The sequence below is a fragment of the Pseudomonas wuhanensis genome (assembly GCF_030687395.1).
GTDB lineage: Bacteria > Pseudomonadota > Gammaproteobacteria > Pseudomonadales > Pseudomonadaceae > Aquipseudomonas > Aquipseudomonas wuhanensis.
Map to the genome: position 1 here is coordinate 4,686,863 of NZ_CP117430.1, position 16,117 is coordinate 4,702,979.

The window sequence follows — 16,117 nt, forward strand, 5'->3', positions numbered from 1 at the left end:
TCCGTTGAGGCTGGATAACGGCGGGCAGGCACAAGAATAGACGGCAAGAAGCCTGGCATCGCCCACCGTGATGCCGTTGGATGAATCAGGCCGGTCTCCGGGCTCATGAGCGGCTTGTGCCTGACTGCGCGCCTTCCCATGTCGACAGTCGACACAGTGGCTCAAGACGCAGCTTTTACTCATTTACCGTTGCGGGGGCAGCGCCGGGATCATGACTCTTCATCGCTTGAAGATAGTCACTCACCGGCTTCCCTGTTTCACTCTGTCGGCCACCGCCACAGAGCACCTGAAACAAGCCGCGAAGGTTAGAGGGTTGGGGGTGGAGCGTCAATTAAAGCCGGGACGCCGCTGAGCGAATAACTGCCATCGATCAATTAACTGACGCCAATCTTGTGCCACACTGTCAGCAGTGATATCAAAGAGCCACAACCTCACAACACAATAACAAGGGTGAGCCACATGCAAGGCATGATCATCAGCAATCCGAAGCTGGAATTCCTGCGACCGGTGCTGGAACGCTGGTTTGACTGTATCGACCGCTATAACGCTGTTCGCGGCGATAACGACACACCTTATTGGTACGACGAAAAAGCCAACCTCAGCCTGCTTTCCGCCGCGGCCTGGATGGCGGAAATGGTCACCTTGCAACAAACGTCGACGCGCAAGCAGAACGAAGAAGGCGAACGCAACGCCCGCGCCGATCTGTTTATCGCCAGCAGCGAAGAACGCGCGTATCTCCAGGCCACCCAGCGCTGGCCGCGGGTCAATAGCTTGAACCTGACTCAGGCATTGGCGGACATCACCAGTGACGCGAAGCGAATCAGCTACGCAAGCGATCTGAAACTCGGCTGCCTGTTCGTAGCGCCGCAAAAAGCTCAGCAGAGCGCTACCCCGGAAGAACTTCAGGACATGGTCGACGACCTGCAAAAGGAACACAGCTGCGCCGTGGCCTGGTATTTCCCATACGCCTACCGCAAGTTGCGCAATGAAGCCGGCAACTACCATCCAGGCATCGCTGTTCTGCTCAAGGAAGCCCGCGGCTGACCGGTTGAACCATCGAGCGTCTACGCTTCTCTATGATTACGTCAATGCATTCATAGGGAAGATCAGTAATGCGCAAACCCCAGCTCGTTTTCATCATCGCGCTCGCCGGAGGGCTCGCCGCCTGTGGTGAAACCTCCAGCCTGCAAGTCTCGGATGGCACAGGCCCCTCGCCCAAACTGCCAGAACCCAATAAAACCCTGATCCCGACGGTTAACATCGCCCCGGCGATCGGCTGGCCTGAGGGCAAGAAACCTGTCGCCGCGCCAGGAACTCAAGTGGCGGCATTTGCCGAAGGCCTCGAACACCCGCGCTGGCTCTATGTATTGCCCAACGGCGATGTGCTGGTGGCCGAAACCAATGCACCGGCCAAATCCGATGGCGGTATTCGTGGCTGGATCATGGGCAAAGTCATGGGCCGCGCCGGTGCCGGCGTCCCCAGCCCGAACCGCATCACCCTGCTGCGGGACAAGGACCACGACGGCGTCGCCGAAACCCGCACAGTATTTCTGGAAAATCTCAACTCCCCCTTCGGCATGACCCTGGTCGGCAAGGACCTGTACGTTGCCGATACTGACCGCTTGCTGCGCTTCCACTACGAAGACGGCGAGACAGCGATCAAGTCGCAGCCAATCAAAGTGGTCGATCTACCGGGCGGTACGCTGAATCACCACTGGACCAAGAACGTCATCGCCAGCAGGGATGGCAGCAAGCTGTACGTCACCGTGGGCTCGAACAGCAACGTCGGTGAAAACGGCATGGATCAGGAGGAAGGCCGCGCGGCGATCTGGGAAGTCGATCGCGCCACCGGCAGCCATCGGATCTTCGCCTCGGGGATTCGCAATCCAAACGGTCTGGCCTGGGAGCCTCAGAGCGGTGCACTGTGGACCGCCGTCAACGAGCGGGACGAAATCGGCAGCGACCTGGTGCCGGACTACATCACATCTGTGAAGGACGGCGGGTTCTACGGCTGGCCCTACAGCTATTACGGCCAGCACGTCGACATTCGCGTCGAACCGCAAAACCCTGATCTGGTGGCCAAGGCGATTGCACCGGACTACGCGGTGGGGCCACATACCGCATCACTGGGCCTGACATTCGCCGAAGGCAGCAAGTTGCCCGCGCCATTCACCCAAGGTGCATTCATCGGCCAGCATGGTTCGTGGAACCGCAAGCCACACAGTGGCTACAAAGTGATTTTCGTGCCGTTCAGCGCCGGCAAACCGGCCGGACAACCGGTGGATGTGCTCACTGGCTTCCTCAACGACGAGGAAAAAGCCATGGGCCGGCCGGTGGGCGTGGTGATCGATCAGCAGGGCAGCTTGCTAGTGGCGGATGATGTGGGGAACAAGGTGTGGCGCGTGTCGGCTGCTCCGTAACCACAACACACATCCCCTGTGGGAGCGGGCTCGCCCGCGATAGCGGCAGCCCAGACTACATCGATGTTGAATGTGCTGACGTCATCGCGGGCAAGCCCGCTCCCACAGGAGATCAGCGTTTACGAGCGCTCATGACAATTCAGGCTACGGATTATGTGCCAAATGCTCAGGTTGCAAGACGCGCTTGGCGCTCAGATAGGCTTTCTGCCAGTAAGCTTTGGACAAGCTATCCAGCTTGACCGTGCCGCCCGTGGCTGGCGCGTGGACGAAGCGGCCTTCGCCGACGTAGATCCCGGCGTGGCTGACCTGGGAGCCGCCATTGGTGGCGAAGAAAATCAGGTCACCGGTTTGCAGGCCTTCCTTGCCGACATTGGGGGCTTGCATGCCGATCATTTCGCGCGTGGAACGCGGCAAGGAAATGCCTGTGACATCGCGATACACATAACCGATCAGCCCGCTGCAATCGAACCCGGAATCCGGCGTGTTGCCGCCCCAGCGGTAAGGCGTTCCCACCAGACCCAGCGCGCGAAACAGCACGTCTTCTGCCGCAGGAGAAAAGGCTTGGGAAGGACCGAAAACAATCGGTGCGCGGACCACCGGCGCAGGTGGCGGTGGGCGGCTGGCGCAGGCGCTGAGCAGCGCTGCGAAGAACATGAGCGTGAGGCGGGCCGACATCGTCATAAGCAGAACATCCTGATCTGGCTGCGGCTTTTTTCTGCCGTAAAGACAGAAAAGAAAACCGCCTGCGCAGGACGCAGGCGGTTTGCCATCAATAATAGATCAGGATTCTAGCGGCTACGCGGCAAACTTCAAGTAAGACTTTAAGTTCGCCTTATAAACTGTCCGCTTACTTGCGTGCAGTGACGATAGGGGCTGCAGCCGGAGCCATTGCGAGTGCACGCTTGGCTTCGATGAAGGTCTTGCTCCAGTAGCTGTCGCCCAGGCTATCGATCCGGACACCACCGCTTTTGCGGCTGCTGGAGTGGATGAACTGGTTGTCACCCAAGTAGATCCCGGCGTGGCTGACACGACCGCGACGACCATTGGTGGCGAAGAACAGCAGGTCACCCGGCTTGAGGGCGCTGCGAGCAACCAGAGGAGCGTCAACGTTGATCATTTCGCGGGTAGAGCGCGGCAGGTTCATGCCGGCTTCTTCACGGAACAGATAACCGATGAAGCCACTGCAGTCGAAGCCGGCTTCGGAGGTACCACCGAAACGGTAACGGGTACCGATCAGGGACATGCCACGTTCGAGGATGCTGTCGGCCAGAACCGGAAGCTGGTACGACTTGCCATCGGCGAAGTCTGCCAGTTCTTTATCGGTGACCACCTCTTCCTGGAAAAGAACGGAAGAAGACTGCGCGGTAACTGAATTTGAAACCTGCTGTTTTGGCTCTTGCTGGGACACTGGAGAGTGGGCAGCGCAACCGAACAACAGGGTGACGAGTGCGAGAGGCACGAGGGGTGCGAAGCGATTTAGCATGGGCACGACCGTGGCTGATAGTTTCTAAAGAAGCCGAGACTATGCCCGCTATCAACCTCATTTGCAAATTCAATCGATCTTTATGTGACTTATCGGTTTCTCGTTTCCATCTAAGCGCTTAAGCCCGTTTTAGACGTTAGCGCAGCCTGCAACCGTGCAGGAAAGCGGATTTTCTGGCGCCTTTAATATGCCGAAACCCGCTAAAAACCTGAGCTTTACCAGCCCAATGTCTCTTTCAGGAACGGGATTGTCAGCTTGCGCTGGGCTTGAAGGGAGGCCTGATCGAGGCGCTCAAGCAGCTCAAAAAGTGCACTCATACTGCGGGTACCGCGGGTCAAAATAAAATGCCCGACTTCGTCAGTCAGGTGCAGGCCACGACGGGATGCACGCAACTGCAAAGCACGTAATTTGTCTTCGTCAGAGAGTGGGCGCATCTGGAAGATGAGTGCCAGTGTCAGCCGCGACTTGAGGTCTGCCAGCTTCACCGGCAGTTCGCGCGGGGATGTCGAGGCCGCGATCAACAGACGCCGACCGCTGTCACGCAGACGATTGAACAGATGGAACAGCGCCTCTTCCCAATCCGCCTTGCCGGCGACCGCCTGCAAATCATCCAGGCAGACCAGTTCGTACTGTTCGAGGTTGTCGAGAATTTCGATGCCGCGGTCCAGCAACTCGGCCAGCGGCAGGTACACCGCCGGCTCCCCCAGTTGTTCGAAGCGCAGACACGCCGCCTGCAACAAATGCGTGCGTCCTACCCCGTCCTTGCCCCAGAGGTAAATCAGGCTTTCCGTCCAGCCGGCGTCGGCTTCGCAGAGCCGCTCGACATAGCCGAGTGCAGCGGCATTGGCGCCTGGGTAGTAATTGATAAAGGTAGCGTCATCACGCAGACGCACACCTAGGGGCAGCTGAATCGGTTTCATGCTGACTGAACAGTTCCAAAGGAACCGTTAGTGGCCTCTGTGTAAAGTTTGCGAAGTTTATACCCGTGAGGCTGACCGCACAATGCGACAGACCACAAGCAAAATCAAAGGTTTGCGTTAACGTACTGGTTTTATGACAGTTTCTTTGACGGCGCATGTGACAGCCACGCGAGTGATACGGGCAAACCTGGCACGAAACCAGACTGCCCGCTACGAGCGATTAAAAACTTACAGCTCGGATTCCTCGACACCGCCGTAGATATCTGAATCCTTATACAAATCGTGTACGTGACGCACCAGCACCATGATTACCGCCGCCACCGGCAACGCCAGCAACACACCGGTAAAACCAAACAGCTCACCGCCGGCCAGGATCGCGAAGATCACCGCCACCGGGTGCAGGCCGATCCGGTCACCCACCAGCAACGGCGTCAGGACCATGCCTTCCAGCGCCTGGCCGACCATGAACACCGCGACAATACCGATCATGGGATACAAATCGCCACCGAACTGGAACAGACCGGCAATCAACGCCGCACCAATCCCGATGACGAACCCCATGTACGGCACGATCGCCGCCAACCCGGCAATCAAACCGATCAACAGCCCCAGCTCCAGCCCGACGATCATCAAGCCTGCGGCGTAGATCACGCCCAGGGCCAGCATCACCAGCAATTGCCCGCGCACGAACGCCCCGAGCACTTCATGGCATTCTCCCGCCAGGGACATGACGCGCTCTTCACGATCACGGGGCAGCAGGCTGCGGATCTTGGCCATCATCAGATCCCAGTCACGCAGCAGATAAAAACTCACCACCGGAATCAGCACCAGGTTGGCCAGCCAGCCAATCAGCGCAAGGCCCGAAGCCGTCGCCTGACTCAGTACCATGCCGACAACATCGGTGGTCTGGCCCATGTGCGCGCTGAACGCCGCCTTGAGCTTGTCGAACTTCCAGAAACCGTCTGATAACCCCATCTTCGATTGCGCCCACGGCACGGCGGTGTGCTGCAACCAGTCGAGCATCTGCGGCGCCAGTTCATACAAACGAAACAGCTGCTTGGCGAGCATCGGCACCAATACCAACAGCAACGCGGTGACGATCAATGTGAACAACGCGAACACCGCCACCACGCCCCAGGTCCGTGACAGACCATACTTCTCCAGCCGATCCACCAGCGGGTCGAACAGATAAGCCAGCAACAGCGCCACCAGGAACGGTGTCAGAATCGGGTGCAACAGGTAAACAAACGCGCAAAGCAGGACCACCCCACCGAGCCAGAACCAACGCCGTGTATCGGCCATGTACCACTCCTGCTTCTATATAAAGAAAAACTACCAGCGAAAACGTAACTGCGGCGTCGGTGCCGGGGCTGGCGCTGCGACCGGTGTCGAGCCAGCAACCACGGGTTGAACAGGCGCCACGGGGGCCGGCGCCTCACCGGCCGGAATTTCCTGCAACCTGGCCAAAGACAACTGCGCCCGCAACTGATCGGGGCTGCCGTTGACCCGATAAAGCACGCGGTCGCCATCAACGCTTTGCAGGCGCGCGCCAAAAGGCTCCAGCAAACGCCCGAGCGTCGCATAACGTTCCAGGCTCATCCCCTGCACTTCCAGCAATTGCTCGCTCGACGCACCCGGTTTGGCGGCAAAACGCGGCGCCAGGCGTTGGCTGACCGCCAGCATCACCGCATCGGCCAGCGCGGCGGTATCAGCACCCTGCGCGCTACCGGCTTCTTTCTGATCGCCCAACCACAAACGCCACTTGGCTTGCCATTGGCCACCCTCTTCACGGGCATGCACCGCCAGCAACGCGTCGGCATTGTAACGGTCGGATGCGCCCCGCAGCGGTGCCGGGTCTGCACTTTCCAGATTCGGCGCAGTGGCGACAATCTGCTCGTTCAGGTCTGCCAGTGGCAAACGCAGCGGCAGCCCGCGATGTTGCGCCGCTCGAAGCAGTGGCGTGGCACTGGCCTGGCCATCGCCGACCAGGCTCGAACCTTCAGTGGAGTCGTTCAACCACCAGCCGAGTATCGACGGTCGGTTGGCGCCCCACATGGCTAACCCGGCACGCCGCAAGGCCTGTTCGGTGGTGGCCGGATCGAAATCGACTTTCAGCACCTGCGGCGGCCCGGCCTCATAACCGAACTGACTGATGATCTGCTGAGGGTCTTTGCGCACGGTCGCCAGACCCGGGCTCTGCGCCGCCTTGGGGTCGCCGGTCAGGCGCAACACCAACGTATCCAGCGCCCGCTGAGTTGCCTGATCGCGCTCCTCCGGTGTCTGGCTGCTGACAGGCTCGCGCACTTGGTAGAGGCCTTTGACAGTTTCGGCATGACCGGTCAGGCTGACCACGGATAAACAGCCCACGAACAAGAATTTAAGAAAACGCATAAAAAGATTCCTGACGACAAGAGCGGCTGGAACAGACCGCGTGAAGATGATTGAACCAGGAGTCTGTTGACCACACGTTCAAGCAAAACATTCACCCGATCCCGGTAAGTTTTCGCACTGTCATAACGATAGACGGTTAACGTCGATACCTTATACAGCCATCCGGGACGCCACCAACACGGGCAATATCGGTTTTTTTAACGCGATATGCCCCTGCCCGTCGGCACGAGGATGGCCGCTGCCCCTCAAGCCTGATAAAATCGCGCGCCTTCGCAGACCGGCAACAGCCGGGCACCCTGAAATTCGCGGATGGCATTCGCCTTCGTTTGTTTCGGCGGTCCCACTGGACCCGGTCGTTACCCCTGAATCCCCCCTAAAGGCCTGGATCATGAGCAAGCAACCCTCCCTGAGCTACAAGGACGCCGGTGTAGACATCGACGCCGGTGAAGCATTGGTCGAACGCATCAAGAGCGTCGCCAAGCGCACTGCGCGCCCGGAAGTCATGGGCGGCCTGGGCGGTTTCGGCGCCCTCTGCGAAATCCCGGCCGGTTACAAACAACCGGTGCTGGTCTCTGGCACTGACGGCGTCGGCACCAAGCTGCGCCTGGCGCTGAACCTGAACAAGCACGACAGCATCGGCATCGACCTGGTTGCCATGTGCGTGAACGACCTGGTGGTCTGCGGCGCCGAGCCGCTGTTCTTCCTCGACTATTACGCCACCGGCAAACTGAACGTCGAAACCGCGACCCAGGTCGTGACCGGCATCGGCGCTGGCTGTGAACTGTCCGGCTGCTCCCTGGTCGGCGGCGAAACCGCTGAAATGCCTGGCATGTACGAAGGCGAAGACTACGACCTGGCCGGCTTCTGCGTCGGCGTCGTGGAAAAGTCCGAAATCATCGACGGTTCCAAAGTCGCTGCCGGCGATGCCCTGCTCGCCCTGCCGTCTTCCGGCCCGCACTCCAACGGCTACTCGCTGATCCGCAAGATCATCGAAGTGTCCGGTGCAGACATCGAAAACATCCAGCTCGACGGCAAACCGCTGACTGATCTGCTGATGGCCCCGACCCGCATCTACGTGAAGCCGCTGCTCAAGCTGATCAAGGAAACCGGCGCTGTCAAAGCCATGGCCCACATCACCGGTGGTGGCCTGCTGGACAACATTCCGCGCGTTCTGCCAAAAGGCGCACAAGCGGTGGTTGACGTTGCAAGCTGGACTCGCCCTGCCGTGTTCGACTGGCTGCAAGAGAAAGGCAACGTCAACGAAAACGAAATGCACCGCGTGCTGAACTGCGGCGTTGGCATGGTTATCTGCGTGGCTCAAGAGCACGTTGAATCCGCGCTGAACGTGTTGCGTGAAGCCGGCGAGCAGCCTTGGGTCATCGGTCAGATCGCTACCGCTGCCGAAGGCGCGGCTCAGGTTGAACTGAAGAACCTCAAGGCTGATTGATGTCCCAGACCTGTGATGTGGTGGTGCTGTTGTCCGGCACCGGCAGTAACTTGCAGGCCTTGATCGACAGCACGCGAACCGGCGACAGCCCGGTTCGCATCGCTGCGGTGATCTCCAACCGCGCCGACGCCTACGGCCTGCAACGCGCCAGGGACGCGGGTATCGACACCCGCACCCTGGATCACAAGGCTTTCGAAGGTCGCGAGGCCTTCGATGCCGCGCTGATCGAACTGATCGACGCCTTCAACCCCAAACTCGTGGTACTGGCCGGTTTCATGCGCATTCTCAGCGCTGACTTCGTGCGCCACTATCAAGGCCGCCTGCTCAATATCCATCCTTCGCTGCTGCCCAAATACAAAGGGTTACACACCCATCAGCGCGCGCTGGAGGCCGGCGACACTGAACACGGCTGTTCCGTGCACTTCGTCACCGAGGAACTCGATGGCGGACCACTGGTCGTACAGGCAGTAATACCGGTAGAGTTGCACGATTCGCCGCAGAGTCTGGCGCAGCGAGTCCATACCCAGGAACACCTGATTTACCCGATGGCCGTACGCTGGTTTGCTGAAGGTCGTTTATCACTCGGTGAACAAGGTGCTTTACTGGACGGACAGTTACTCGCGGCCAGCGGCCACTTGATTCGAACCTAGGAGATTTTATGCGTCGCGCCCTGCTCTTCGCTTGCGCTCTGCTCGCCCTGCCGTTTGCGCAGGCCGCAGACCTTCAACCCTTCTCCGCCAGCTATACCGCCGACTGGAAACAGCTGCCCATGAGCGGCACTGCCGAACGCAGCCTGACCAAGGGGGCCAACGGCGTCTGGAAACTCAGCTTCAAGGCGTCGATGATGATCGCCAGCCTGACTGAAGAAAGCACCCTGACCCTGGACAAGGACACGCTGCTGCCACAGTCCTACCACTTCGAACGTGGTGGCCTAGGCAAAGCCAAGAAGGCCGACCTGGACTTCGATTGGACCAACAAGATGGTCACTGGCACCGATCGCGGTGACGCCGTCAAACTTCCGCTCAATCGCGGCATGGTCGACAAGTCCACCTATCAACTGGCGCTGCAGCATGACGTAGCCGCCGGCAAGAAAAGCATGAGCTATCAGGTTGTCGATGACGGAGAAGTCGATACCTATGACTTCCGCGTGCTGGGCTCGGAGAAAGTCGACACCAAGGCTGGCCAGATCGAAGCGATCAAGGTCGAGCGCGTGCGCGACCCGACACAAAGCAAGCGCATCACCGTCCTGTGGTTCGCCAAGGATTGGGATTATTTGCTGGTCCGTCTGCAACAGGTCGAAACCGACGGCAAGGAGTACAACATCATGCTCCTCGACGGCACGGTCAACGGCAAACCGGTCAAAGGCAGCTGATTCGCTACGACATGAAAGCCCCGCAAATGCGGGGCTTTTTTTCGTCTGGCGTTTGGTTGGGTGAGAGCGATCAGCGCACGGTAAAGCGTTGCTGAGCCAACAGACGGTCGCCCTGGAACACCATGAAACGCCATTCTCCGGGAACGACTTCATGGCTTTCGGTGAACTCGTACGCCATCACGTCCTGCGGAGCACCGGGTACCAGCTTTTGAGTAACTTCCAGTTTGTCGTGACGCACACCATCCGGAGTACGGATGCCCGGGGTGAAATAGAGCAAAGTCAGCGGCTGGTCTTCGGCGACCTTGCCGGCCAACTGGTAACGCATACCGAACTTGGTGCCGAGTTTGGCGGGGACGATTTCGGTTTGCTGGATCTGTTCATTGCTACGGCGCAAAACTCGCTCGCCCGATTGCAGCTCGGCTTTCGGGCCAGCGAACACGCCGTACTCCACTGGGCCTTCGACACGGACTTCGGCACTGGCCAGACCACTGACGAACATCATTGTGGCCAGGGCGGCTAAACGGGTGAGGTGCATGGTGCGCTCCTTGATTGAGATGAGCGCGAGGGTATGACGCGGGGGTGACAGGACGATGACAACCTTGAGTTCAGCAACCCTGAAGTGAGGGGGCTTGCCCAATCCGGGAGTTGAAGTCCCATTGTTACTTCACAACAGCCCGAGGCAGGATCGCCAGGAAATTATCCCGCGCAACCCTTCTGGCAACATCCTCCGGCAAGGCATCAAGAAACGGATCGAAGCTGTGCATTTCCTGACCGAGCTTGTTGAAACGCCCCACCACATCGGAACCGAGCATGAAGCGCTCCGGAAAGCGCTCCACCAGTCTCACCCATTCATCCCGAGGCGTGCCCTGCTCGTCCAGCAGGTAAGGCGTCAGCATGCTCCAGGACAGGTCAACGAACAGATTGGGGTAAGCCTCGAGCATTCGCGACAGCGTCGGCAACAGAAAATCCAGCTGGGTCTGGTGCCGATGAATTTCCGCACTGGTGCCTGCATGAGCCCAGATAAACCGGGTGTGTGGATGATTGCGCAGCGGCTCCTCGACTTCTGCCAGGTACAGCGGATTTTTCTCACGCTTGGAGGTGATGTTGGAATGCAGCATCACCGGCAAGTCGTTCTCGGCAGCCAGGTGGTAGATGCGGGTCATCGCCTCGTTGTTGGCCCGCGGCGTGTCGCCGGATGTCAGCGCAGTCAGATCGTCGTGACGGGTAAAGACTTCGCCAATGCCCTGCCAAAGCCCGGGATAGAGGTCGAGCATGCGCTGGATGTGTGCCGCGGAGTTTTTGTCATTCGGGTTGAAGCCTGACAGGAAAGGGTGAAAACGCTGGCGCTGCTCTGTGGTCAGCTTATTCACCGCCGCCGCGACGATCACATCGGTCGCGCTATACCAATAGGCATCGGCGTCATCGCCGGCGTAATAACGTGGGCGTTTGGGTTCGTCTTCGTGCCATTTCTTGGCCACCGGAATGCCGGAAATCATTACATGATCGATAGCATTGTCGTCCATGGCCGTGAGCAATTTCGACATGCCCGCCGTTTCCTGGAAGAAATCGACGTAATGCAGGTGCGCATCGCTGTAGGCATATTCGCGGGCGTAGGTATCAGTGCCGCACAGCGCCAGCAACCAGGCGAGGCTCAAGCGGATCGGGGGCACGGAATTCTCCTGTGATGGGCAACTGCGGTACGAGCAACATAGACCGCACCACGCAAACCAGGGTTCAGCCGGCAAGAAAGTGGAACGCGAATTTGAAGGAATGCTCTATAACTTCAGGGTCTTTTTTGATCGAATGACTTTTCATATTGCCCGCGAGGTTTCCCATGACTGTTACCGTCAATACCGTCTCCGCCGAAGGTTTTCGTCACAGCGTCCAAATCGATGACCACGAACTTTTTGCCGACGTGCCGAAAACCTCTGGCGGCGAAGGCACGGCGCCTGAACCACACGACTACTTCGACGCCGCCCTCGGTGCCTGTAAGGCCCTGACGCTGAAAATGTATGCCAAGAAGAAGGACATCCCGCTGACAGGCGTCGAGGTTGAGGTCACGCGCGACAACAGCGAAGAGCAGAAAGGCAAATACGCCCTGCACGTCGAACTCACGCTCAAAGGTGTGCTCACCGACGCCCAGCGCGAGGAGCTGCACCGCGTGGCCGACCGCTGCCCGGTACACAAACTGATGACCACCTCCGAAGTCAGCATCGAAACCCATCTGTCCGAAGGCGCCTTCAGTCAATAGCGGCAACGGCTGTGCAAGCGGGTTATGCTCCCTGCGTCACCCGCTCAGCCTGGAATGCACCATGAACACTCCGCTCGTGATCCGCCCTCGCGCCGAAGATGTCGAAGGCCAGCCGATTTTTCGCCCGTTGCCGTCAGCCAAATGCCGCAACGTCGGGCCTTTCGTGTTTTTTGACCACATGCTCGAAACCCGTTACCCGGCGGGCAAAGGCATGAATATCCGTCAGCATCCGCACATCGGCCTGTCCACCCTCACCTACCTGTTTGAAGGGCAAATCCAGCACAAGGACAGCCTCGGTTCCGATCAGGTGGTGAATGCTGGCGATGTCAGTTGGATGACCGCCGGCAGTGCAATTGCCCACGTCGAACGCACGCCCGAACCATTGAAAGACAGCGGCTTTACGATGCACGGCCTACAGATCTGGCTGGCGTCGCCCAAGGATCATGAACACGGTCCGGGACACTACAGCCACCATCCGGCTGCCACGCTGCCCGTCAGCGATAACCTTGGCGTGAAGATACGGATGATCGCCGGATCAGGCTTTTGCCTCAAATCGCCGGTCCCTGTGCTTTCTCCTACGCTGTATGCCGAATTGAACCTGCAAACCGCGACCACATTGCTGATTCCCACCGAGCATGAAGAGCGGGCACTGTATGTGCTGAGCGGTGAGGTACAACTGGATGGTGAGCCGATTGAACCTCACTCGCTGGTAGTGTTGCCTGCGGGGGAAGAGATGACCTTGTTCGCCGAGAGCGATTGTCATGCCGTGCTGTTTGGTGGCGCGCCGCTGGATGGGCCGCGACGGATCAACTGGAATTTCGTCGCCAGTGATCCGGCGTTGATCGATGAAGCGCGTCGACGCTGGGCGGCCGGGGATTGGCCGACAGTGCCGGGGGAAAGTGAGCGGATCGAACTGCCTTCGGATCTTCGGCGTTAGTAACACCGCCATCGCGGGCAAGCCCGCTCCCACATTAGTTGACCGGGCCGTTCGCAAAATTCGCGCACGGCACAATTCCCTGTGGGAGCGGGCTTGCCCGCGATGAGGCCCGTTCAGGCACCGACTCAGTCAGCGCCTGGTAACAGCTCAACCTTTAAAAACTTCATCCAGCAAGTTATGCATCGACGTGAACGCGCGAGCAGCCGTCTTCGCGTCATACATCATCTTGCCCGGCACATTGGCATGCGGGTCAGTGAACGAATGCACCGCGCCGCCATAGCTCAGCAACTGCCAATCCACACCCGCGGCATTCATCTCAGCTTCGAACGCTGGTAGCTGCTCTTTCGGCACCAGCGGGTCGGCAGCGCCATGCAGCACCAGCACCGAGCCCTTGATGTTTTTCGCATCGTTCACGTTCGGCGTATCCAATGTGCCGTGGAACGACACCGCCGCTTTCACCGGCGCGCCCGTACGAGCCAGTTCCAACGCGCAGCAACCACCGAAGCAGAAACCGAACGTTGCCAGTTTCGAGGTATCGATCGCCGCCTCGCCCTGCCCTTGGAGCTGCTCGAAGGCAGCCTGTACGCGTTTGCGCAGCAAGGCGCGGTCATTCTTCAACGGCATCATTGCTGCGCCCGCCTCGTCGCCGTTCTGCGGACGAGTCGCCTGGCCATAGAGGTCCGCGATCAACACCACGTAGCCCTTGGAGGCCACCGACTTGGCGATCTCTTCAGCACCGGCGCTGACGCCCATCCAGTTCGGCGCCATCAACAGGCCTGGGCGCGGGCCCTTATGGTCGGCATCGAAGGCTAGACGGCTTTCATACGGCTGGCCGTCGATCTGATAGGCGACGGAACGAACAGTGATTTGGCTCATGACTAACTCCCAGTAAAAAAACCCCAGAATGAAAAAACCCGCCGAAGCGGGTTTTTATACAACGCGGTTAAACCGACAGTTCAACCAGCAGCTTGTTCAGACGGCGCACATAAGCGGCCGGGTCTTTCAAGCTGTCGCCGGCCGCCAGGGCCGCCTGATCGAACAGAATGTGCGACAGGTCGCCGAAGCGCTCATCGCTCTGCTCGTTGTCGAGTTTCTCGATCAGCGGGTGAGCCGGGTTGAATTCGAAGATCGGCTTCGAATCCGGAACCTTCTGACCGCTGGCTTCCAGGATCTGGCGCATTTGCAGGCCCAGGTCCTGCTCGCCGATGGCCAGAATCGCCGGGGAATCGGTCAGACGGTGGGAAACCCGCACTTCAGCGACGGATTCACCCAAAGCGGTCTTGAGACGCTCAACCAGGCCTTCTTTGGACTTGGCGACTTCTTCCGCGGCTTTCTTGTCTTCTTCCGAATCCAGATTGCCGAGATCCAGGTCACCGCGTGCCACGTCGACAAAGCTCTTGCCGTCGAAATCGTTGAGGTAGCTCATCAGCCACTCGTCGATGCGATCGGTCAGCAGCAGCACTTCGATGCCTTTCTTGCGGAAGACTTCCAGGTGCGGGCTGTTTTTGACTTGCGCGTAGGTTTCGCCAGTCAGGTAGTAGATCTTGTCCTGACCTTCCTTGGCGCGGGCCAGGTAATCGGCCAGACCTACAACCTGCTCGCCATCATCGCCCTGAGTGGACGCGAAACGCAGCAGGCCGGCAATTTTCTCTTTGTTGGCGAAGTCTTCTGCCGGGCCTTCTTTCATGACCTGACCAAAGTTCTTCCAGAAACCTTTGTATTGCTCAGGCTCGTTCTTCGCCAGTTTTTCCAGCATGTCCAGAACGCGCTTGGTCAGCGCCGACTTCATGGAATCGATGATCGGGTCTTTCTGCAGGATTTCCCGCGACACGTTCAGCGACAGGTCGTTGGAGTCGACCACGCCTTTGATGAAGCGCAGGTACAGCGGCAGGAACGACTCGGCCTGATCCATGACGAACACACGCTGCACGTACAGCTTCAGGCCTTTCGGCGCTTCACGCTGGTACAGGTCGAACGGAGCACGGGTCGGCACATAAAGTAGCGAGGTGTACTCGAGCTTGCCTTCGACCTTGTTGTGGCTCCAGCTCAGCGGGTTTTCGAAATCGTGAGCGACGTGCTTGTAGAACTCCTGATACTCCTCGTCTTTCACTTCAGTGCGAGGGCGAGTCCACAGGGCGCTGGCGCGGTTGACGGTTTCCCATTCAACGGCAGGCTTCTCTTCACCTTCAACGGCTGCCACTTCTTTCGGCAACTCGATCGGCAAGGCGATGTGGTCGGAGTACTTCTTGATGATGTTGCGCAGACGCCAGCCATCGGCGAACTCGTCTTCACCGGACTTCAGGTGCAGAACGATGCGGGTACCGCGATCAGCTTTCTCGACGGTGGCGATTTCGAATTCGCCTTCGCCCTTGGACGACCAATGCACGCCTTCGCTGGCAGCGAGGCCGGCACGGCGGCTGAATACGTCGACTTTATCGGCGACGATGAAGGCCGAGTAGAAACCGACACCGAATTGACCGATCAGGTGCGAGTCTTTTTTCTGATCGCCAGACAGGTGTTTCATAAAATCGGCAGTGCCGGACTTGGCGATGGTACCCAGATGGGTGACCGCGTCGTCACGGCTCATGCCGATGCCGTTGTCTTCGAGGGTGACGGTTTTAGCGTCTTTATCGAAGCTCACACGGATTTTCAGTTCGGCGCCGCCTTCCAGCAACTCAGGCTTGGCCAGCGCTTCAAAACGTAATTTGTCGACAGCGTCAGAGGCGTTCGAGATCAATTCGCGAAGGAAAATTTCCTTGTTGGAATACAGCGAATGGATCATGAGGTGCAGCAGTTGCTTCACCTCGGTCTGGAAGCCCAGGGTTTCCTTTTGAGTTTCCACACTCATGGTCATCAAACTCCAATCAGATGGCATAAGCCGCGACCTTGAGGGTCG

The 16,117-nt window shown here is 58.8% G+C and carries 16 protein-coding genes and 1 riboswitch; of the genes, 7 read left to right on the plus strand and 9 right to left on the minus strand.

Annotation, left to right across the window (positions count from 1 at the left end; translation table 11 throughout):
• Window positions 1–71 precede the first annotated feature (71 nt).
• Window positions 72–305, minus strand: a riboswitch (cobalamin riboswitch).
• Window positions 306–459: 154 nt separating this feature from the next.
• Together PSH88_RS21595 and PSH88_RS21600 are read left to right on the plus strand one after the other, a co-directional pair.
• Window positions 460–1,044 (plus strand): hypothetical protein, encoded by a 585-nt coding sequence (locus PSH88_RS21595; protein WP_305422544.1) that lies wholly within the window; start codon window positions 460–462, stop codon window positions 1,042–1,044.
• A 68-nt stretch (window positions 1,045–1,112) separates the two neighbouring features.
• The gene (locus tag PSH88_RS21600) at window positions 1,113–2,420 is read left to right on the plus strand and encodes a PQQ-dependent sugar dehydrogenase (protein WP_305422546.1); all 1,308 of its coding nucleotides are present in this window, start codon (window positions 1,113–1,115) and stop codon (window positions 2,418–2,420) included.
• A 144-nt stretch (window positions 2,421–2,564) separates the two neighbouring features.
• Here PSH88_RS21600 and PSH88_RS21605 read toward each other — a convergent pair whose 3' ends face one another.
• From PSH88_RS21605 to PSH88_RS21625, 5 genes are all read right to left on the minus strand, one after another.
• Window positions 2,565–3,101, minus strand: coding sequence for a C40 family peptidase (locus tag PSH88_RS21605; protein ID WP_305422548.1), 537 nt, complete (start codon window positions 3,099–3,101; stop codon window positions 2,565–2,567).
• A gap of 166 nt (window positions 3,102–3,267) precedes the next feature.
• Window positions 3,268–3,903, minus strand: coding sequence for a C40 family peptidase (locus PSH88_RS21610; RefSeq protein ID WP_305422549.1), 636 nt, complete (start codon window positions 3,901–3,903; stop codon window positions 3,268–3,270).
• 215 nt (window positions 3,904–4,118) lie between these two features.
• Window positions 4,119–4,823, minus strand: a complete 705-nt coding sequence (hda, locus tag PSH88_RS21615) for a DnaA regulatory inactivator Hda (protein WP_007898944.1) — start codon at window positions 4,821–4,823, stop codon at window positions 4,119–4,121.
• Between the two features lie 228 nt (window positions 4,824–5,051).
• Window positions 5,052–6,125: an AI-2E family transporter gene (locus tag PSH88_RS21620; protein WP_305422550.1), complete on the minus strand. Its 1,074-nt coding sequence runs from the start codon at window positions 6,123–6,125 to the stop codon at window positions 5,052–5,054.
• A gap of 30 nt (window positions 6,126–6,155) precedes the next feature.
• Window positions 6,156–7,214, minus strand: coding sequence for a DUF2066 domain-containing protein (locus tag PSH88_RS21625; RefSeq protein ID WP_305422551.1), 1,059 nt, complete (start codon window positions 7,212–7,214; stop codon window positions 6,156–6,158).
• Window positions 7,215–7,602: 388 nt separating this feature from the next.
• On the opposite strand from PSH88_RS21625, the gene purM reads away from it, so the two are divergent.
• Genes purM through PSH88_RS21640 form a run of 3 tightly spaced genes read left to right on the plus strand, consistent with a single transcriptional unit; the run spans window position 7,603 to window position 10,033 of the window.
• Window positions 7,603–8,661, plus strand: coding sequence for a phosphoribosylformylglycinamidine cyclo-ligase (gene purM, locus PSH88_RS21630; RefSeq protein ID WP_305422552.1), 1,059 nt, complete (start codon window positions 7,603–7,605; stop codon window positions 8,659–8,661).
• A complete protein-coding gene (gene purN / locus PSH88_RS21635; protein WP_253548922.1) occupies window positions 8,661–9,311 on the plus strand; it encodes a phosphoribosylglycinamide formyltransferase in 651 nt (216 codons plus the stop codon). Before purM ends, purN begins: the two co-directional genes overlap by 1 nt.
• 8 nt (window positions 9,312–9,319) lie before the next feature.
• Window positions 9,320–10,033 carry a DUF3108 domain-containing protein gene (locus PSH88_RS21640; RefSeq protein WP_305422554.1) on the plus strand — a complete coding sequence of 238 codons (714 nt, stop codon included), beginning with the start codon at window positions 9,320–9,322 and terminating at the stop codon, window positions 10,031–10,033.
• A gap of 70 nt (window positions 10,034–10,103) precedes the next feature.
• On the opposite strand, the gene PSH88_RS21645 is transcribed toward PSH88_RS21640, so the two are convergent.
• Together PSH88_RS21645 and PSH88_RS21650 are read right to left on the minus strand one after the other, a co-directional pair.
• Window positions 10,104–10,568 (minus strand): DUF3859 domain-containing protein, encoded by a 465-nt coding sequence (locus PSH88_RS21645; RefSeq protein ID WP_038979700.1) that lies wholly within the window; start codon window positions 10,566–10,568, stop codon window positions 10,104–10,106.
• A 124-nt stretch (window positions 10,569–10,692) separates the two neighbouring features.
• Window positions 10,693–11,703, minus strand: a complete 1,011-nt coding sequence (locus PSH88_RS21650) for an amidohydrolase family protein (protein ID WP_305422555.1) — start codon at window positions 11,701–11,703, stop codon at window positions 10,693–10,695.
• A gap of 164 nt (window positions 11,704–11,867) precedes the next feature.
• Between PSH88_RS21650 and PSH88_RS21655 the strand changes: the two genes are divergently transcribed.
• Together PSH88_RS21655 and PSH88_RS21660 are read left to right on the plus strand one after the other, a co-directional pair.
• The gene (locus tag PSH88_RS21655) at window positions 11,868–12,284 is read left to right on the plus strand and encodes an OsmC family protein (RefSeq protein ID WP_305422556.1); all 417 of its coding nucleotides are present in this window, start codon (window positions 11,868–11,870) and stop codon (window positions 12,282–12,284) included.
• A gap of 61 nt (window positions 12,285–12,345) precedes the next feature.
• Complete coding sequence (locus PSH88_RS21660) at window positions 12,346–13,221, plus strand: pirin family protein (RefSeq protein WP_305422557.1); 876 nt, start codon at window positions 12,346–12,348, stop codon at window positions 13,219–13,221.
• 147 nt (window positions 13,222–13,368) lie between these two features.
• Here PSH88_RS21660 and PSH88_RS21665 read toward each other — a convergent pair whose 3' ends face one another.
• Window positions 13,369–14,097 carry a dienelactone hydrolase family protein gene (locus PSH88_RS21665; RefSeq protein WP_305422559.1) on the minus strand — a complete coding sequence of 243 codons (729 nt, stop codon included), beginning with the start codon at window positions 14,095–14,097 and terminating at the stop codon, window positions 13,369–13,371.
• Between the two features lie 67 nt (window positions 14,098–14,164).
• Window positions 14,165–16,069 carry a molecular chaperone HtpG gene (gene htpG / locus PSH88_RS21670; RefSeq protein WP_305483368.1) on the minus strand — a complete coding sequence of 635 codons (1,905 nt, stop codon included), beginning with the start codon at window positions 16,067–16,069 and terminating at the stop codon, window positions 14,165–14,167.
• Window positions 16,070–16,117 lie beyond the last annotated feature (48 nt).